Source organism: Leptolyngbya sp. O-77 (assembly GCF_001548395.1).
GTDB lineage: Bacteria > Cyanobacteriota > Cyanobacteriia > Elainellales > Elainellaceae > Thermoleptolyngbya.
Map to the genome: position 1 here is coordinate 4038257 of NZ_AP017367.1, position 16837 is coordinate 4055093.

A 16837-nucleotide genomic window follows, 5' to 3' on the forward strand; every position below is an offset into this window, starting at 1 on the left:
AAACAGGTCAAGCCTATGCTTTTTCAACGCGAGTGCGATCGGGCAGAATCCACATCAGCACGGGCGATAGGGCAGCCGAAGCAAGGCAGACGATGGCAATGATGGCAAGACCAGTGGAAACATCGGTAGGCATTTTTTACTCTCCCATTTTTTCTCTGAGTAGTTCTGGAAATCTGTTGATGCGAACAGTTGATACGAACAGGGGGGAAACGCCCGTGAGATCAGCAGAAAGCCGATCAGCAGAAGACTGGTGTGGCGAAAATAGGCAAGCGCAGATAGCGCGATCGCTCCCCGATGCGAGAACTCAGGCAGTTGTGATAGCAATTCCAAGGAATCACCCTTCGTAACCAGCCTCTATAAAAACCAAGCTCTATGAATTAGGCACGGAGTTGAACACAACGCTAGCTATTCGTGCTGGCTGTTCGTACTGGCTATTTGCGCTGGCTGCTTGGGTACACCGTTAGATACAACGTTTCGGCAAGCAATTTCGGGAAACGGAATGGCTATTTCAAACTTACTTTCTGTATTCAATTTTACTAAATTAAATCAATATTGGGGCAAAGCTTAATGTCTTGTATTGATTTCGCTTATTGATTTCGCTCTCACTAATCCCTAAGCGTTTGCAATGTCAGCACTTGCGGCGGGGTTGCGTCGGGCGGATAGAGGAACGTCACCTGTACGAGACGGCGACCCCCCGGCGGCAGATCCAGGACGGCCAGGGGAGCGCTGCGATCGCCCCGTCGCTGCACCAGATGCACATAGCGCGTGCGGTTTAGCCCCCGGCTGTCGAAAAAGCGCACCCGCACCGTGCCGCGAAAGAAGGTCTGCGTTGGCAATGGCTCAAAAAAGCGCAGCCCGTTTTGGCTGAGGCTGTCTTCTTTGATGGGGGTTTGCAGGGCGATCGCCACCCGCTGCAATTGGTCGGTCGGGTTATGCAGCGGCAGCGCCAGGTCATATTCCACCGCGTAATTGCCGTGGGCAGCGTAGGCGGTGTCGTCGTAGCGCACGATCAGCGGCGCAGTCTGAATCTGTCCCGTGCCCAGTCGCCCCGCCACCAGGCTACTCAACGGGTACGAAACGCCTGCACCCGCAGGTGGAATGCTGAGGTGGGGGCCGTTGGGTTCGTCTGTGATTCGCGCAGCCCAGCGAGATCCCTGCGCCACGCCGGCCACTCGCCCGTAGATAACTGCGCCCGGTTCGCCCGGTGGAGTGGGGGGGCGATCGCGCGGAGTCGCCAAATCCCCTGTTTCCAGCAGGCTTACCCAGTCTTCCAGCGTCGGCGCTTGCTCGTTTCCATCAACATCGCGGCGGGCAAATAGGGCCAAACTCGCAGCATACACCGGGCCATCACTCCGCAACCGCGCCAGGGTCGATCGCCCATTCAGCGGCGGATCAAGCGTCGCCACCGGAATCGGCGCATTCAGCAGCAGGCGATACTCACCTGGCGGAATCACCAGACGATCGGGAAAGACCTCGCCGCGTCGCCCTCGCAGTACGTCACTCATGGCGCGGCTGCCCGGCCCAGCAAACACATCGCCATCGGCATTTTCTACCCATCCAGGCAGGGCGATAAAGGGCGCGTCGGGCTGGCTCAGGTAGCTGGCGGCGCTGATCACATCCACCGTGACGGGCTGTGTACCCGGATTGTGCAGCACAATGCCCAGATACAGGCTGGTGAGGTTATCCGGCGACACTGCTCGAAACACATGATGGGCAAACACATCAAACCGCCCCGCTAGCGGCACGTTTAGATGGGCAGCGGGGTGCTGCTTGCCCGCAGGCGGAAAGGTCGAGAGCAAAATGCCCTCCGACCCGACTAGTTCTGGGCTGTTGCTGTTGAACTGGAGCGTGTCGTCGAGTTGCCCCGGCAGGGGGCGCACCTGGCGCGGTACGACAATTTCTTGCGGCGTAGGAGTGGGGGCGGGCGTTTGGGCAAGGACTGGAGAAAGGAGTAACGGGAAAAGTAGCACAGCTTAATCAGAATCAGAGGTGAATTAGACGATGGAGAACCTGGCAAAAGTCTTGCAGGATGGGCTGGCGGTTGGCAGCAGTGAGAACGGGAATGTGGACAAACAGGCAGGGACGCTGGGATGTCTGGGCATGTTCCAGCAGGGAAAAATAGAGCGCGTTGCACACGAATTGTCCGGCATCGTGGCTGAGGTCGGTGTGAGGCAGGTCGGCGGCGAGGCGGGGCAGGTCGAGCGGCGTTTTGAGGATGCGATCGCCCTTTACTGCTTGCACTTCTAGACTCAGGCGATCGCGCGTTTCTGCCATGCCACAGCACACGACGAGATCGGGCTGAAGCTGATGAATGTGGGCGATCGCCAGCCGGGGCGCTTGCTCAAAATCAACGGGCAGCCGCCGCAGCAGATGGAGCGAATCCAGAAACGCGAAGTCGCATTGCAGCAGTGCTTCCAGCAGGTCATCAGACGAGTTGGAGGGCTGTTCGGGTTGCCAGGTGGTAAACGATGTAAGCAGGAGTTTTTGGGTCACAGGAATTAAGGATAGGCGATCGCCCCACGCTTGTTTACAAGCTTAGGACTTATGCAGTGGGATGATTTTTGGCGGGCTAGAGCCATTTTGCCAAATGCCGAATGAAATGCCGAATGAGCGGAAGCGAGAGATAAATTGCAAAATTTCTCAAGTTCCGTAAACTGTTCTGTAATTTCCGTGTGGTTACGCTGCTGAAATGCCTTTAACCCCCTTGGAGGAACAGAATGAGCTTGAACGCAAGCCTGAACCGTAGCCCGAAACTATCTGCGCTGTCGGCCGCTTCTGCCCTGGCGCTGGCCGGAGCGACTTTGCTATCTCTGCCTACGGCTGCCTCGCCCTGCGGCTTCGCCAAACTTAATAATTCCGCGACCACACTGACAGATACCCCTTCTACGCCCGTAGACCCCCTCAGCCAGTCGCTCAATGTGAACCGGATGAGCCTGCTGGGTGGCGGTATTGTGGCGATCGCCGCTCTTGCTGGGGGAGCCTTTGCGCTCAAGGCTTATCGCGCCCGCAAGCTCCAACCCAGCGCGGCTCCCGACGCAGCGGCTGAGGCGTTCGTCGAAGAAAAGCCCTTTGCCATTGTCGTTCCGGCGATCGCCCTGGAGCGCCCCGCCGTGCAAAACCTCGACGCAGAACCCGCCCTGGCAGACCGCAAGTAGAGCGATCGCTCAAAGGGTTTTCCCCTCAAAAGATTCTAGACCTTGGTCTAAGCATTGGTACTGACTCGTAGCCCGGCCCTAGCGTCGGGCTATTTTGTTCAAATTTTCCCCTCATCTCCCTCCCTCACCCCCTCTCTCGTCTCCAGCAGCGTATTACTCAGCGCCACCCAATCTGCCACGCTGAGGTCTTCGGCGCGGGACTGAGGGTTCAGCCCCAGGCTTTCTAGCAGGGGCATGAGGTCGTCTTTGTCTACGGCAGGTTGCAGCGTGTTGCGGAGCATTTTGCGGCGGGTGGCAAAACCCAGCCTCACGAGCATGTCCAAATGTTTGGGGTCGGCGGCGGCAGGGGCAAACGAGCGCGGGGTCAGGCGCACGACGACGGAATCGACCTTGGGTGGCGGCTGAAAGGCACTGGCGGGGACATGGCAGATGCGATCGCACTGGGCGAGATACTGCACCCGCACCGACAGCGCACCATAGGCCTTGCTGCTAGGGCTGGCGCAGAGGCGATCGCCCACTTCCTTTTGCAGCAGCAGCACGATCGAGTCCAGCGGGCGGGGATTGGGAGCCGCAATGCTGCCCAGCAGCCGTTCCAAAATCGGCCCGGTGATGTTGTAGGGGATATTGGCGACGACCTTGTTGGGCTGCTGAAACTGCGGAAAATTGGTCAGCAGCGTGTCCAGATCGAGCGCCAGAAAATCGCCTTGCAGCAGCAAGAAATTTGGCGCTTCACCCAATTGCTTGGCTAGCAGCGTACACAGGTCGCGGTCGATTTCTACCGCCACCACCGCTGCGGCCAGGGGCAAGAGGCGGCGCGTCAGGATGCCCGTGCCAGGGCCAATTTCCAAAACGCGATCGCCCTCTGCCAGGCTAGCCGCCTCCACAATCTGCTGAAGCGCGCGATCGCTGCGGAGCCAGTGTTGCCCAAATTGTTTTCGCGTGCGGGGAGCCATCGGCAGCCGTCGATAAAGTTTTTGCCCAGATTCTTAACCCATCGTCTTGGCTAAGAGTCCAAGCTTCCCACACTGAGGGGCACCATGTCTCCCTGAAGCGTTAGCCCCAATAGCATTTTTTGGCGGGGCTTGATCAAGGTGCCTGTGAGGGCGCAGTGGGTTTCTTGATGGGCGATCGCCGCTACACTAGATTGAATCTCATCCCGCGAGAGGAGGGAGGGCGTTTCGCCACTCTTTTGCTGCACGTAGCGCCACAGCACCTCCCGAATTAGCGCCTGATAGCCTTGGCTCCCGGCAATTTCTTTGAGCCGCTCTTTCAGCTCTCGCTCTAGCCGGATGCTGGTCACTTCCATTTCAGTGGTTGATGTGCGGTTCAGAGTATGCATTTTGTAGGGCCTCCTCATAAAGCTTGCTAGAAGAACTGGCCCTATCGTAATACAACTGTAGTATGTTGCGCCAATTGGTCGTTCTGAAAGGCAAAGACTCGGAGGCAGGAAGGGGTTAAGTCCCTATAACACGGCATTAAAAAATCGCTGCACAGAGAATCTGCACAACGATTTGCGGAAGTTAAGCCAACGATCTAAACCAACAATCTAAACCAACAGGCTATTGCGAGCTATCGTGGGCATCGCGAGCTATCGCGGGCTATTGCGAAGACTATTACAGAGTCCAGAGTGATCAAGAGCCTTGAGCCATAGCGATTTGATGAATTAGAAAGCACCTAGCCTCAGAAGAGCCTAGGGAGTCTCTTAATGCTCCACTGGATTCGCTACTGTACGGTCATACCCCGATGCAACACAGTGCCGAGGGCAAATCCTTAAGACTGGCCTGGGTCGGTTACGGTTGCTACCTGGTTGTTGGAAGTCATCGTTTCAATCCGGTTGCCGCGAGTGGTCAAAGTTACTGCTGAGCCATTCCGCAGCCCCAAACGAGCCTGATCTTGTACTGAAAGAGACAGTAGACGGATCGAGCCATCGGCCAGCCGGACTCGAATACGATCGAGCCTGGGGGTCAGCTCGACCACGGTTGCCTCGACCTGTTCTGCGGGCTGCACCGAAACCATCCGCATCATGGTGATAATGCGATCGCCGCTCATGGTCAGCATCACTTCTACGCCGGGGGCTAGTCCTAACTGACCCTGCTTTTGAGCCGCCAGCGAGAACATGCGGATGCTGCCGTTTGCCAGTCTCAGCCGCACCGTGTCTTCACGAAGGTCAGTATCCACAACGGTGGCAGTGGTGCTCATTTCTGGGGAGGACGAAATCATCCGGGTCATGGTGATAATGCGATTGCCGCTCATCGTTAGCATTACCTCGGCACCCCGCTCCAGCCCAAGCTGGCTTTGCTCCTGGGAAGATAAAGAAAACATACGAATGCTGCCGTCCGACAGTCTCAGGCGCACCGTATCTTCGCGGGCATCGGTATCGATCACGGTTCCGGTCGTGCTGGTCAGAGCTTGGGCAACCAGGATTGAGGAAGAGGAGGGAGCGCGTCCGGCTTCGGGCAGGGCGATCGCCCCAGGTGCGATCGCTATCCCAGCAACGAGCGCCAAGGCGGCACCCGTCCATACATTCCGTTTTGCAAGCGTATTCATTTCAAGTCATCTCCAAAGTCAACATCACAACGCAGCTCTGTTGAAGTAGAGTGCCTGCATGAGAGAGAACAAAAGCAATCAACATTGCGTTCTGAACTGTGTTCCTATGCAGGTCATTCAAACATTCAACTTGCCTTCATGATGGACGGCTTCTATGACAGTCAAATGATGGCTGGTTAAAAGCGTAATAAGAGAAAGATAAGAGGATGCTGAGAGCCGTAGCGGATGCCAATATTGGTGAAAAGATTAAGCAGCGGAACTGCGAACTCGGGCTGCGAAGACTGCTGCATAATGCCGAATGCCGCATAACGCCGCATTATGTTTGGTTCAATCTTGCGATGGGCAAACGATGAATCGTGACGGGTTAGCGATGGCTGCTGTCGGCGATCGCCGAAGTAGGTTCATCCGCCGTGGGCGGAAAGTGGCGATCGATAATCTGCGGCACGTCTTCGGGGCGAATACGGCTGTAGCGCGTCTTGTTGATGATGACGTTGGGCCCGGCTTTGCACTGTTTCATGCAGCCTGTGCCTTTGAGCTTTACCTGGTCATCGAGCTGGCGATCGCCCAGGGCTTGCTGAATCGCTTCGGTGACGGCGCGGCCGCCGCGCTTGCAGCAGTCCGATTTTTGGCAAAACAGGATCGTGCTGGTGGCGCTGGGCGCAGGAGCCGCTGGCTGTGCCGGAGAAGCGGTTGGGAGAGGCTCTAAGCCACGGCTTGCTCGCTCAGGGCTTGCCAAGTCAGCACTGGGTGACGCAACCCGAATATGGTCTGCCTTAAACTTGACCATCCCCTCGCCATAGTCCAACTGCTGATAGCCGCTGACCTGGAGCCACTCACCCGGCACCAGCACCCGCTGACAGCTTGCCCGCGCTTCTTTTGACAGCTTGATATATAGCTCTCCGACCGCCGTTGACAGGCGCAATCCCTTAATCTTGTAGCCGTCTTTTACCACCAGTCCTAGAAATCGACCTTCGATCTGAAACGGTGTTTTTTCGCTTTTGTGGCCCATAAGTGAATTACCCCTTGACGCGCCAGCAGCGGTCTAATAGTTCAACTAAATCTTTGCGAGAGGCAGTGATTTGGTAAATCACGCTCCTCACCTGGAGGGCGGCCAGGGGCGTAGAAACGTCGGCCCGAAGCATCCCATCTGGAAAACAGTATGCCGGAATATTGAGATCTCGGAGGCGGTGGTAGACTTGCCAGCGATCGCTCCGAGATATGGCGATCGCTGGCAGTAATGAAGCGTCGGAATCGGTTGTTGCTTCGGCAGTAAGCGGTGTGGTCGGGTTCATCAATCCAGCGTCAGCAGGTCAGTGAAGATTTGCAGAAGGAAGGGCAACGAGTACTTAAAGTACGTCTAAAGAGCGCTCTGTGAGCTTGATCAGCAGCACGCCGTAACCAGCGCTCCATCATCAATAGCCAGCACTCTATTGACAATAAAAGTCAATAGCTCCTATTTCCAGGATAGACGCTCACTGGATCTTTTTGCAAACTATTTTCATTAGCAAATCGTCAAACTCGCTACCTGAACAAGGCCGAAAGCCTATTCAAACGGTCGTTTCAGCGAATTTCTAGATTAAAACTTACTTCCAAGATTGATCTAAATCCTGAGTGAGTGTGCGATAGAAATGCTTCACTCCTCTTCAAAGGGGAGGCGCTCTGGCGCGGCAGGCGCGACCAAATCCGGCAGGGGCGATCGCTCTACTGGCGCTAGATCAACAGGCTCCAGCGGCGCAGTTGGCTCCGAAAGTGGCGCAGGCTGGGCAGTAGGGCTAACCAACTCTGGTCGCAGGCTGGGTCGGGCGCTGGGCGGCTCCGCAGGTTTGGATTTAGCAGGCTTAGAGCTAGCAGGTTTGGATTTAACAGACTCCTGCAACTCTTTCACACCCAACTGGAGCGACTCTTGCAGCGCCTCAACCTTAGTGCTGGCTGAAGACTGAAACTCTTTCAGGCGATCGCGCAGGCTGTCCAGATAGCTCTTGGGTTTGGGTCGAGCGGGTCGGCTGACGCGCGGTGTGGGGCTGGGCGCAGGCAACTCCTGCACTTGCTCCTGCACCTGCTCTTCTAGTTCGCGCAGCACAGACGGGGTTGGAGCAGACTGGGCAGGGGGACTTGGCAACGGCTCTGGGATGACGCTTGGCTCCGGAGTCGGCACAGCGGGCACTGGGAACACTCTGGGCGCTGGGGACACTCTGGGCGCTGGCTCAGTCGTGCGAGTCGGCGGCGGCGCTTTTGCGGGGGTAGGAGCTGGCGTCTTGCCAGATGGCTCCAAATCCGATGGCTCGCGATCGAACGACTTCGGCTCCACTGGCTCTTTCACTGGCTCTTTCACTGGCTCTGGCTGTTGGGGCCGGGGGCTGGGGGTCGCCGCTGGGGAAACCACAGGTTTCGGTGATGCGGGCGCGGTTTCCTGGGCTTTCTTTGCTTTGGGCGATTCGCGAAGCGATCCCTGCGGGAATCGCGCTGGGCGGACAGGCACAGGGCTGGGTTCGGCGGCTGGTGTGGGAGCTAGCACTGGGGTCGGTGCTGGGGTCGGCGCTGACTCCACCACGGGAGATGATTGGCGTGGGCTGGGCGAAGGCTCTGGGGCGATCGCCTTGGGTGTTGCCGATTCCGACGGCTCTGGCCCGCTAGAATTTACTTTTTGGGAGGGCGCTGCTTCGGGCGGTGATGGTTTGGGTTCCGCCGCCTTTGGTGGTTCAGATTCTAGAGTGGGGGCGGGCGAAACGGCAGGTTTTGCGGGCGCAGTTTTGGACGCGGGCAGAGGTACGGGCGTTGGCGCGATTTCTGTTGGCGCAGATTTCGGGGATTCTGGCACGGGTGACACCGCTGGCTTCGGGGTGGGAGATTCCTTGCTAAGCGGCGTGGGCAGTGGTTTCGGGGCAGGCTTGTAGTTGGGGTCAACAATGGCGCGGGCTTCGTCTAGTGTCAGATCGCCCCGCACTAGCTTTGATAGTCCATCCGTGCCGCCAGGAGTGTAGGTCAATACGCGAACAGTGTTATTGAAAGCGTTGGGAATTGGCTCTCCGTCTTCGTTAAGCAACTCTAGCTGTACCCAGTTCTTGCCTGGCTTGAACCCTTTTAGATAAATGGGCTGCCACTGGTCGATCAAGAAGCTCTCGCCGTTGACCGTAGCACGAATCCGCCAGTCGGGGATATCGTCATCTTCGCTGGACTGGGCGACCAAGTGCAGCGGCACGTTGGTCAGGAAAAAGTCCAGCATCACAGGTTCCGCGCCGTAGGAACCAACGGGACGGCTGTAGGTAAGCAGGGGCTGATTGCGGATAGGGCGGTTGTCCGGCGTTTTTGCATAAACGTGGAACGTAACCTGGGCAAAGGCTCCGTCGTTCTTGAAGAGTTCGTGCCAGGGACGAGAGGCGATCGCCCTCACGGTATGCGTCCCCGGCTCCAGATTCTCGAACACAATCGGCTCGGCAGCGTCGTACAGCGCTTTATAGGGCGAGTTGTCCAAAATCACATGGACGTGTGGCCCCAACCCCAGGGTTTTGTCCTTAAAGATAGGCAAGTCGTTGACCTGCACCTTGACTAAAACTTTGTCATCTTGCAGCACTTCGTCCGGGCGCGGGCTGAGGATTTTGACCTGCGGCTGATAATTCTCCAAAAATGGGCGCAGGTCTAGCAGTAGCGCTGGGGGAGGCACTTCGGAAATACTGCTGGGACGGGGACTACTGAGACTAGTCGAGGGGCGATCGCCCTTGCGGACGGGCTTTTCACCACAGGCGGCAGATCCTAGCCCCAATATCGCAACTAAACCCAAGATCACCAGGCGTTTGCCCCATTGCCGTATCCGCTGCATCACCACGCGCCTCACTCCTGTGCGATCGCCCTTCCAGGGCGGCTAGCCGATGTTCAGCTTCAGCGGGCTAGCCTGTTCCCTGCAAACAAAATGAATCGAGTCTATCCATAGGGAACTATACCGCTTCCACTCTCTCCCAGAACAAATTCCGCCAGTCCTCCCGTGTTAGGCAACCATCGCGAAAGGCACAGGCACGCTGATGCAAGCACTCTCAAGCACTCTCAAGCCTCTCAAGCACTCTAGAGATGATATAGAGATGATAGAGATGGGTAAAGGCGATAGCGATGGTTCAGAGTTGCGTCTATTTTGTGAGCGAAGACTTCTAGAGAAATAGATAGAGCGATCGCCAACCATACAAGATCCAGGATTTTTAATGGCATTAATTCTTGTGTCTTATACGTAGCCAAGCAAAAAACGAAAGCTCGGTATGCAGAGGAGTTGGGCGATCGTGTCCCACACTACTTTTGAATTCTTTCACGGCTGTTTCCTGCTGATTTTTCTATGCTTAGGATTGGTTTATGATTAACCATTTCGATTTGTAAATATTCGGCCACAAACGGGACATCTTTTGCGTCCCACTGCTCGTGAAACGCAGGATCAATCAAAGTTTTCCCATCTTGAATTATTGTTAATAGCCGTGAAACTTGGGCTAAACACAGCACTATAATCTCTAAGAAACCTACCCAGGTCACGTCCTGTCGCCGTTTTGGCCCTTGCCAGGGGCGATCGCGACGTTCCTCCCCCACTTCCCCAACTGCTTGAAAGCCTTGCTGCCAAAGCATTTGCCGTAAAGCGGTTTACACGCTCCCCCTGGGTCTTAGTATGCCTGGTTATCATCATCGGCGAACGGTGGTGAGCGGGGAGGCTTGCTGCGAAAGCAGTGCCTGGGTTTGGATTAATTTTCGTTCCTTGTCTAGAGAGAGGAGAGTCTCTAATGACAACTACCCCACGGGAGCGAGAAGCGAAAGTCAAGGTGACGGTTGATAAAGACCCGGTTCCTACCTCTTTTGAGCTATGGGCCAAGCCGGGACACTTCGACCGCACGTTGGCGAAGGGCCCCAAAACCACCACTTGGATTTGGAACCTTCATGCGGACGCTCACGATTTTGATAGTCATACCAGCGACTTAGAGGATATCTCCCGTAAAATCTTCAGCGCTCACTTTGGTCACCTCGCGGTGATCTTTATCTGGCTGAGCGGGATGTATTTCCACGGCGCTAAGTTTTCAAACTATGAAGCCTGGCTAACCAACCCCACGGGCATCAAGCCTAGTGCCCAGGTGGTCTGGCCAATTGTCGGTCAAGAGATTTTGAATGCAGATGTTGGCGGCGGCTTCCAGGGCATCCAGATCACCTCTGGCTTGTTCCAACTGTGGCGCGCCTCCGGCTTTACCAACAGCTTCCAGCTCTATTGCACCGCGATTGGTGCGCTGGTGATGGCAGGCTTGATGCTATTTGCTGGCTGGTTCCACTACCACAAAGCCGCTCCCAAGCTGGAGTGGTTCCAAAACGTGGAGTCCATGATGAACCACCACCTGGCAGGTCTGCTGGGTCTAGGTTCCTTGGGTTGGGCCGGTCACCAGATTCACGTCTCCCTGCCCATTAACCAGTTGCTCGATTCGGGCGTAGCTGTAAAGGATATTCCGCTGCCTCACGAGTTCATCCTGAACTCCAGCCTGATGGCAGATCTGTATCCCAGCTTCTCGAAGGGCTTGACTCCCTTCTTTACCCTCAACTGGGGCGAATACGCCGATTTCCTCACGTTCAAAGGCGGGCTGAACCCGGTCACGGGCGGTCTGTGGCTCAGCGATACGGCACATCACCATTTGGCGATCGCCGTTCTGTTCATCATCGCGGGTCATATGTACCGCACCAACTGGGGCATCGGTCACAGCATGAAGGAAATCCTGGAGGGACACAAAGGGCCCTTCACCGGTGAAGGTCACAAAGGTCTCTACGAGATCCTCACGACTTCCTGGCACGCCCAACTGGCCATCAACCTGGCCATGATGGGGTCTCTCTCCATCATCGTGGCGCAGCACATGTATGCAATGCCGCCCTATCCTTACCTGGCAACAGACTACCCCACCCAGCTCTCGCTGTTCACTCACCACATGTGGATTGGCGGCTTCCTGGTCGTGGGTGCAGGCGCTCACGCCGCGATCTTCTTCGTTCGCGACTACGACCCTGCTCAAAACGTCAACAACCTGCTGGATCGGGTGTTGCGTCATCGCGATGCCATCATCTCCCACCTGAACTGGGTCTGTATTTTCCTGGGCTTCCATAGCTTCGGACTCTACATTCACAACGACACAATGAGAGCGCTAGGCCGTCCTCAAGACATGTTCTCGGACACGGCGATTAAGCTCCAGCCCGTATTTGCTCAGTGGGTGCAAGGCCTGCATACGGCTGCTCCTGGAGCTACCGCTCCGAACGCAATCGGCCCTGCTAGCATCGCCTTCGGTGGCGACCTAGTAGCTGTGGGTGGCAAAGTCGCCATGATGCCGATCGCCCTGGGCACGGCAGACTTCATGGTTCACCACATCCATGCCTTCACCATCCACGTGACGGTGCTGATTCTGCTGAAGGGTGTTCTCTTCTCTCGCAGCTCTCGTCTGATTCCCGACAAAGCCAACCTCGGTTTCCGCTTCCCTTGCGACGGGCCCGGTCGTGGCGGCACCTGCCAGGTGTCTGGTTGGGATCATGTGTTCCTCGGTCTGTTCTGGATGTACAACTCCTTGTCGATTGTAATTTTCCACTTCAGTTGGAAGATGCAGTCGGATGTATGGGGCACGGTCGCACCAGACGGTTCGGTAACGCACATTACGAACGGCAACTTCGCTCAGAGCGCCATCACCATCAATGGCTGGTTGCGTGACTTCCTCTGGGCACAAGCCTCTCAGGTGATTGGCTCCTATGGCTCGGCGCTGTCGGCCTACGGTCTGATCTTCCTGGGTGCCCACTTCATCTGGGCGTTCAGCCTGATGTTCTTGTTCAGCGGTCGCGGCTACTGGCAAGAACTGATCGAATCCATCGTTTGGGCCCACAGCAAGCTTCGGGTTGCTCCGGCAATCCAGCCTCGCGCTCTGAGCATCATTCAGGGTCGTGCGGTTGGGGTGGCTCACTACCTCCTGGGAGGTATCGCGACGACTTGGGCCTTCTTCCTGGCTCGAATTATTGCTGTTGGCTAGGTGCTTCCAAAGCGCTGATTTCTCTGAGCTACTAGACAAGGACGGTGAACGTTGGGCATCGAGTGATGGATTGTATTGGTTTCTGTAATGAAATCTGTGTGGTTCTGTAGCGAGGTGCCCAGGGTTCCACCACTTGAGTCGGGTAGACTGGAGGCTAAATAGCAAAACTGCTGATTGTTAACTGAGTCTGTTAATCAGGACTTATGGCAACTAAATTCCCAAAATTCAGCCAGGATTTGGCGCAAGATCCGACCACTCGTCGGATCTGGTATGGGATTGCCACCGCCCACGACTTCGAAAGCCACGATGGCATGACGGAGGAGAATCTTTATCAAAAGATTTTTGCTTCTCACTTCGGTCATTTGGCAATCATCTTTTTGTGGACATCGGGCAACCTCTTCCACGTCGCCTGGCAAGGCAACTTCGAGCAGTGGATTAAAGACCCACTGCATGTAAAACCCATCGCCCATGCGATCTGGGACCCTCATTTCGGTAAAGCCGCTGTCGATGCCTTCACTCAGGGCGGTGCCTCTGGCCCGGTGAACATTGCTTTCTCTGGTGTGTATCACTGGTGGTACACGATCGGGATGCGGACAAACGGCGAACTCTACACGGGCGCAGTGTTCCTACTGCTGCTGGCTTCGGTCTTCCTGTTCGCGGGCTGGCTGCACCTGCAACCCAAGTTCCGTCCGTCGCTGTCCTGGTTCAAGAATGCTGAGTCTCGGTTGAACCACCACTTGGCTGGTCTGTTTGGTGTCAGCTCTCTGGCGTGGACGGGTCACCTGGTTCACGTGGCGATTCCCGAATCTCGCGGGATTCATGTGGGCTGGGATAACTTCCTGTCGGTGAAGCCGCACCCCGCTGGTTTGCTGCCCTTCTTTACGGGCAACTGGGGTGTGTATGCAGAAAATCCCGATGGGCTGAACCATGTGTTTAGCTCTGGCGAAGGTTCTGGTACTGCGATTCTGACGTTCCTGGGTGGTTTCCATCCTCAGACCGAGGCGCTGTGGCTGACGGATATCGCGCATCACCATCTGGCGATCGCCGTGATTTTCATCATCGCTGGCCACATGTACCGCACCAACTTTGGCATTGGACACAGCATCAAAGAAATGCTGAACTCCAAGGCTGGTCTGTTGAGCAAGAGCAGTGAAGGTCAGTTCAACCTGCCCCACCAGGGCTTGTATGAAACCCTGAACAACTCGCTGCACTTCCAATTGGCGCTGGCGCTGGCTTCTCTGGGCGTGATCACGTCGCTAGTGGCGCAGCATATGTATGCCATGCCGCCCTATGCCTTCATTGCGAAGGATCATACGACGATGGCAGCGCTCTATACCCACCACCAGTACATCGCTGGCTTCATCATGGTGGGCGCGTTTGCACACGGCGCAATCTTCCTGGTGCGGGATTACGATCCGGCTCAGAACAAAGGCAACGTGTTGGATCGCGTGCTGCAACACAAGGAAGCGATTATCTCTCACCTGAGCTGGGTGTCGCTGTTCCTCGGCTTCCACACGCTGGGTCTGTACGTCCACAACGACGTGATGCAGGCTTTCGGCACGCCCGAAAAGCAAATCCTGGTGGAGCCTGTGTTTGCTCAGTTCGTTCAGGCATCTTCGGGTAAGGCCCTGTATGGCTTTAACACGCTGCTGTCGAATCCTGACAGCATTGCAGCGACCGCCTGGCCCAATCACGGCAACGTGTGGCTACCGGGCTGGCTGGATGCCATCAACAGCGGCGCAAACTCGCTGTTCCTGACCATTGGCCCTGGCGACTTCCTGGTTCACCATGCGATCGCCCTGGGTCTGCACACCACCACGCTGATCCTGGTGAAAGGCGCGCTGGATGCTCGCGGCTCGAAGCTGATGCCCGACAAGAAAGACTTCGGCTACAGCTTCCCCTGCGACGGCCCTGGACGGGGCGGCACCTGCGACATCTCTGCTTGGGACGCTTTCTATCTCGCCATGTTCTGGATGCTCAACACCATTGGTTGGGTCACCTTCTACTGGCACTGGAAGCATCTGGGCGTGTGGCAAGGCAACGTGGCGCAATTCAACGAAAGCTCGCCAACAATCATGGGCTGGCTGCGCGATTATCTGTGGCTCAACTCGGCTCAGCTAATCAACGGCTATAACCCCTACGGCATGAATAACCTGGCGGTTTGGGCCTGGATGTTCCTGTTTGGACACCTGGTTTGGGCAACCGGCTTCATGTTCCTGATTAGCTGGCGTGGTTACTGGCAAGAGCTGATCGAAACCATCGTCTGGGCACACGAGCGCACGCCGCTTGCAAACCTGGTGCGCTGGAAGGACAAGCCTGTGGCGCTGTCGATCGTTCAGGCTCGTCTGGTAGGTTTGGCACACTTCACAGTGGGCTACATCCTGACCTATGCCGCCTTCTTGATCGCCTCAACCTCTAGTCGATTTGGCTAGGTTGATGGAGTTCAGGTCATTGAATCCTTAACTGAAAGCCCCCTCGCCATCCGGTGAGGGGCTTTTTGTTTCAGCTAATTTCAAGCGGATTTGAGCGTATCTGAGCTTGTTTGAGCATACTTTGATCAGCGTCTTTACAAATGCTCTGCACTGGGACAGATCCGGGGCAGGAAAGCCCGTCGTTATAATCAAACTGTATTGTGTAGGCGGCGATCGCCCTCTACGCAGTCCCCGAAAGCGCCTGACGACCAGGATTTTAGCAGGATGATTTCAGCGGGCTGATTTTTCGTGCAGTGATTCGGCAACTCAATGTCCTATGGCGATTCTGAACCCTGACCTCTTGAAAACCCCAGGATATCTAGTGGCTCTCGTTTCTCTAATTGGTTGTGCTGCTTCACCTCCGGTGCAGCCAGAGATGCCCGAAGCCTCTCCCGCTGCGATCACCCCCGCCGATTCCCCTTCTGACATTCCGCCTGCCGCATCTAATGCTGAAGCACCTGCTGCGTTTGACCTTGCCTCTGCTGCTAGCGAGGTTGATGCCGCCATTCCGCCTGTCCTCAGCGGGGCGATCGCCCAGCAACCTGGCATCCAGCAAACCATCCTTGCCGAAAATCTGGAGCATCCCTGGGGCATCGCCTGGCTGCCCAACGGCGATATGCTGGTGACCGAACGGCCCGGACGGCTGCGGATCATTCGCAACGGCAGGCTTGACCCAACCCCGATTCCCGGCGTTCCCCCAGTGCTGGCAGTTGGTCAGGGCGGACTGCTGGATATCGCCCTGCATCCCCAGTTTGCCGAAAACCGCTGGGTCTATTTCACCTATGCCCACGGCGCGGCCAATGCGAACCAAACTCGCGTCGCCCGTGCCCAGTTTGACGGAACGCGCCTGACCAACTGGACAGTGCTATTTGAAGTGAACCGCACCAAGACCCAGGGACAACACTTTGGTTCTCGTCTGGTCTGGCTGCCCGATAATACGCTGCTGGTGTCGATTGGCGACGGCGGCAACCCGCCCGTGCAGCTCGACGGCGACCTGATCCGCAACCAGGCACAAAATCTGAATGTGCATCTGGGAAAAATTGTGCGGCTCAACGACGATGGCTCCATCCCAGCCGACAATCCCTTTGTCAATAGCGCAAATGCTGAACCCAGCATTTGGAGCTACGGACACCGCAACATACAAGGGCTGGCGTTTGACCCGGTGACGCGGCGCGTATGGTCTACAGAACACGGCTCTCGCGGCGGCGATGAGTTGAATCTGATTGCCCCCGGTAAGAACTATGGCTGGCCGGTGGTCACCTTTAGCCGCGAATACTCTGGTGGCGTGATTTCATCAGAACAGTCGCGACCGGGCATGGTCGATCCTCGCCTAGTGTGGACTCCGGCTACGGCTCCGTCGGGGTTGGCGATTTATCGGGGCGATCGCTTCCCAGAGTGGCAAGGGAAACTGTTTGCGGGTGGTCTGGTCTCACAAGATGTACGCCAGATAGAGGTAGATGGGGCAGGGCGAGTTGTCAACGAATCTTCAATTCCTATTGGACAGCGGGTTCGAGACGTGCGCCAGGGCCCGGACGGCTATCTCTACGTCCTCACCGACGCGCCAAACGGCCGCCTGATTCGTCTAGGCGCTTCCTGATGACGAAATTGAAGCGGCTGCAATCTAAAGTGGCTACGCTTTAGGCAAGTGGCTGCGCTT

General features: G+C 56.4%; 14 protein-coding genes. 5 read left to right on the top strand and 9 right to left on the bottom strand.

All coding sequences use genetic code 11. The features are described from left to right. Nucleotides 1-605 precede the first annotated feature (605 nt). Complete coding sequence (locus O77CONTIG1_RS17145) at nucleotides 606-1970, bottom strand: DUF3370 domain-containing protein (protein WP_068512957.1); 1365 nt, start codon at nucleotides 1968-1970, stop codon at nucleotides 606-608. 13 nt (nucleotides 1971-1983) lie between these two features. Then, a complete protein-coding gene (locus O77CONTIG1_RS17150; protein ID WP_068512960.1) occupies nucleotides 1984-2493 on the bottom strand; it encodes a peptidase C15 in 510 nt (169 codons plus the stop codon). Nucleotides 2494-2717: 224 nt separating this feature from the next. Between O77CONTIG1_RS17150 and O77CONTIG1_RS17155 the strand changes: the two genes are divergently transcribed. Further along, the gene (locus O77CONTIG1_RS17155) at nucleotides 2718-3155 is read left to right on the top strand and encodes a hypothetical protein (protein WP_068512963.1); all 438 of its coding nucleotides are present in this window, start codon (nucleotides 2718-2720) and stop codon (nucleotides 3153-3155) included. A gap of 98 nt (nucleotides 3156-3253) precedes the next feature. Here the strand turns inward: O77CONTIG1_RS17155 and rsmA are convergent, their stop codons facing one another. From rsmA to O77CONTIG1_RS23740, 6 genes are all read right to left on the bottom strand, one after another. Continuing rightward, nucleotides 3254-4108: a 16S rRNA (adenine(1518)-N(6)/adenine(1519)-N(6))-dimethyltransferase RsmA gene (rsmA, locus tag O77CONTIG1_RS17160; RefSeq protein ID WP_068512966.1), complete on the bottom strand. Its 855-nt coding sequence runs from the start codon at nucleotides 4106-4108 to the stop codon at nucleotides 3254-3256. Nucleotides 4109-4158: 50 nt separating this feature from the next. Beyond that, the gene (locus O77CONTIG1_RS17165) at nucleotides 4159-4494 is read right to left on the bottom strand and encodes a hypothetical protein (RefSeq protein ID WP_068512970.1); all 336 of its coding nucleotides are present in this window, start codon (nucleotides 4492-4494) and stop codon (nucleotides 4159-4161) included. Nucleotides 4495-4925: 431 nt separating this feature from the next. After that, complete coding sequence (locus O77CONTIG1_RS17170) at nucleotides 4926-5702, bottom strand: hypothetical protein (protein WP_068512973.1); 777 nt, start codon at nucleotides 5700-5702, stop codon at nucleotides 4926-4928. A gap of 364 nt (nucleotides 5703-6066) precedes the next feature. Beyond that, complete coding sequence (locus tag O77CONTIG1_RS17175; RefSeq protein WP_068512975.1) at nucleotides 6067-6711, bottom strand: (2Fe-2S) ferredoxin domain-containing protein; 645 nt, start codon at nucleotides 6709-6711, stop codon at nucleotides 6067-6069. Between the two features lie 7 nt (nucleotides 6712-6718). After that, a complete protein-coding gene (locus tag O77CONTIG1_RS17180; protein ID WP_225894602.1) occupies nucleotides 6719-6994 on the bottom strand; it encodes an Asr1405/Asl0597 family protein in 276 nt (91 codons plus the stop codon). Nucleotides 6995-7335: 341 nt separating this feature from the next. After that, the gene (locus O77CONTIG1_RS23740; RefSeq protein ID WP_225894603.1) at nucleotides 7336-9462 is read right to left on the bottom strand and encodes a hypothetical protein; all 2127 of its coding nucleotides are present in this window, start codon (nucleotides 9460-9462) and stop codon (nucleotides 7336-7338) included. 39 nt (nucleotides 9463-9501) lie between these two features. Here O77CONTIG1_RS23740 and O77CONTIG1_RS27120 point away from each other — a divergent pair, with 39 nt between their 5' ends. Continuing rightward, entirely contained in the window at nucleotides 9502-9630 is a 129-nt protein-coding gene (locus tag O77CONTIG1_RS27120) for a hypothetical protein (RefSeq protein WP_286132378.1), read from the top strand. A 347-nt stretch (nucleotides 9631-9977) separates the two neighbouring features. On the opposite strand, the gene O77CONTIG1_RS17190 is transcribed toward O77CONTIG1_RS27120, so the two are convergent. Further along, complete coding sequence (locus O77CONTIG1_RS17190) at nucleotides 9978-10301, bottom strand: hypothetical protein (protein ID WP_068512982.1); 324 nt, start codon at nucleotides 10299-10301, stop codon at nucleotides 9978-9980. 152 nt (nucleotides 10302-10453) lie between these two features. Between O77CONTIG1_RS17190 and psaA the strand changes: the two genes are divergently transcribed. The 3 genes from psaA to O77CONTIG1_RS17205 all read left to right on the top strand — a co-directional run bounded on the left by psaA (nucleotide 10454) and on the right by O77CONTIG1_RS17205 (nucleotide 16777). After that, nucleotides 10454-12709 (top strand): photosystem I core protein PsaA, encoded by a 2256-nt coding sequence (gene psaA / locus O77CONTIG1_RS17195; protein WP_068512985.1) that lies wholly within the window; start codon nucleotides 10454-10456, stop codon nucleotides 12707-12709. Between the two features lie 203 nt (nucleotides 12710-12912). Then, on the top strand, nucleotides 12913-15141 hold the full coding sequence (gene psaB / locus O77CONTIG1_RS17200; RefSeq protein WP_068512988.1) for a photosystem I core protein PsaB: 2229 nt from the start codon (nucleotides 12913-12915) through the stop codon (nucleotides 15139-15141). A gap of 361 nt (nucleotides 15142-15502) precedes the next feature. Beyond that, complete coding sequence (locus O77CONTIG1_RS17205) at nucleotides 15503-16777, top strand: PQQ-dependent sugar dehydrogenase (RefSeq protein ID WP_225894604.1); 1275 nt, start codon at nucleotides 15503-15505, stop codon at nucleotides 16775-16777. The last annotated feature ends 60 nt before the right edge of the window (nucleotides 16778-16837 follow it).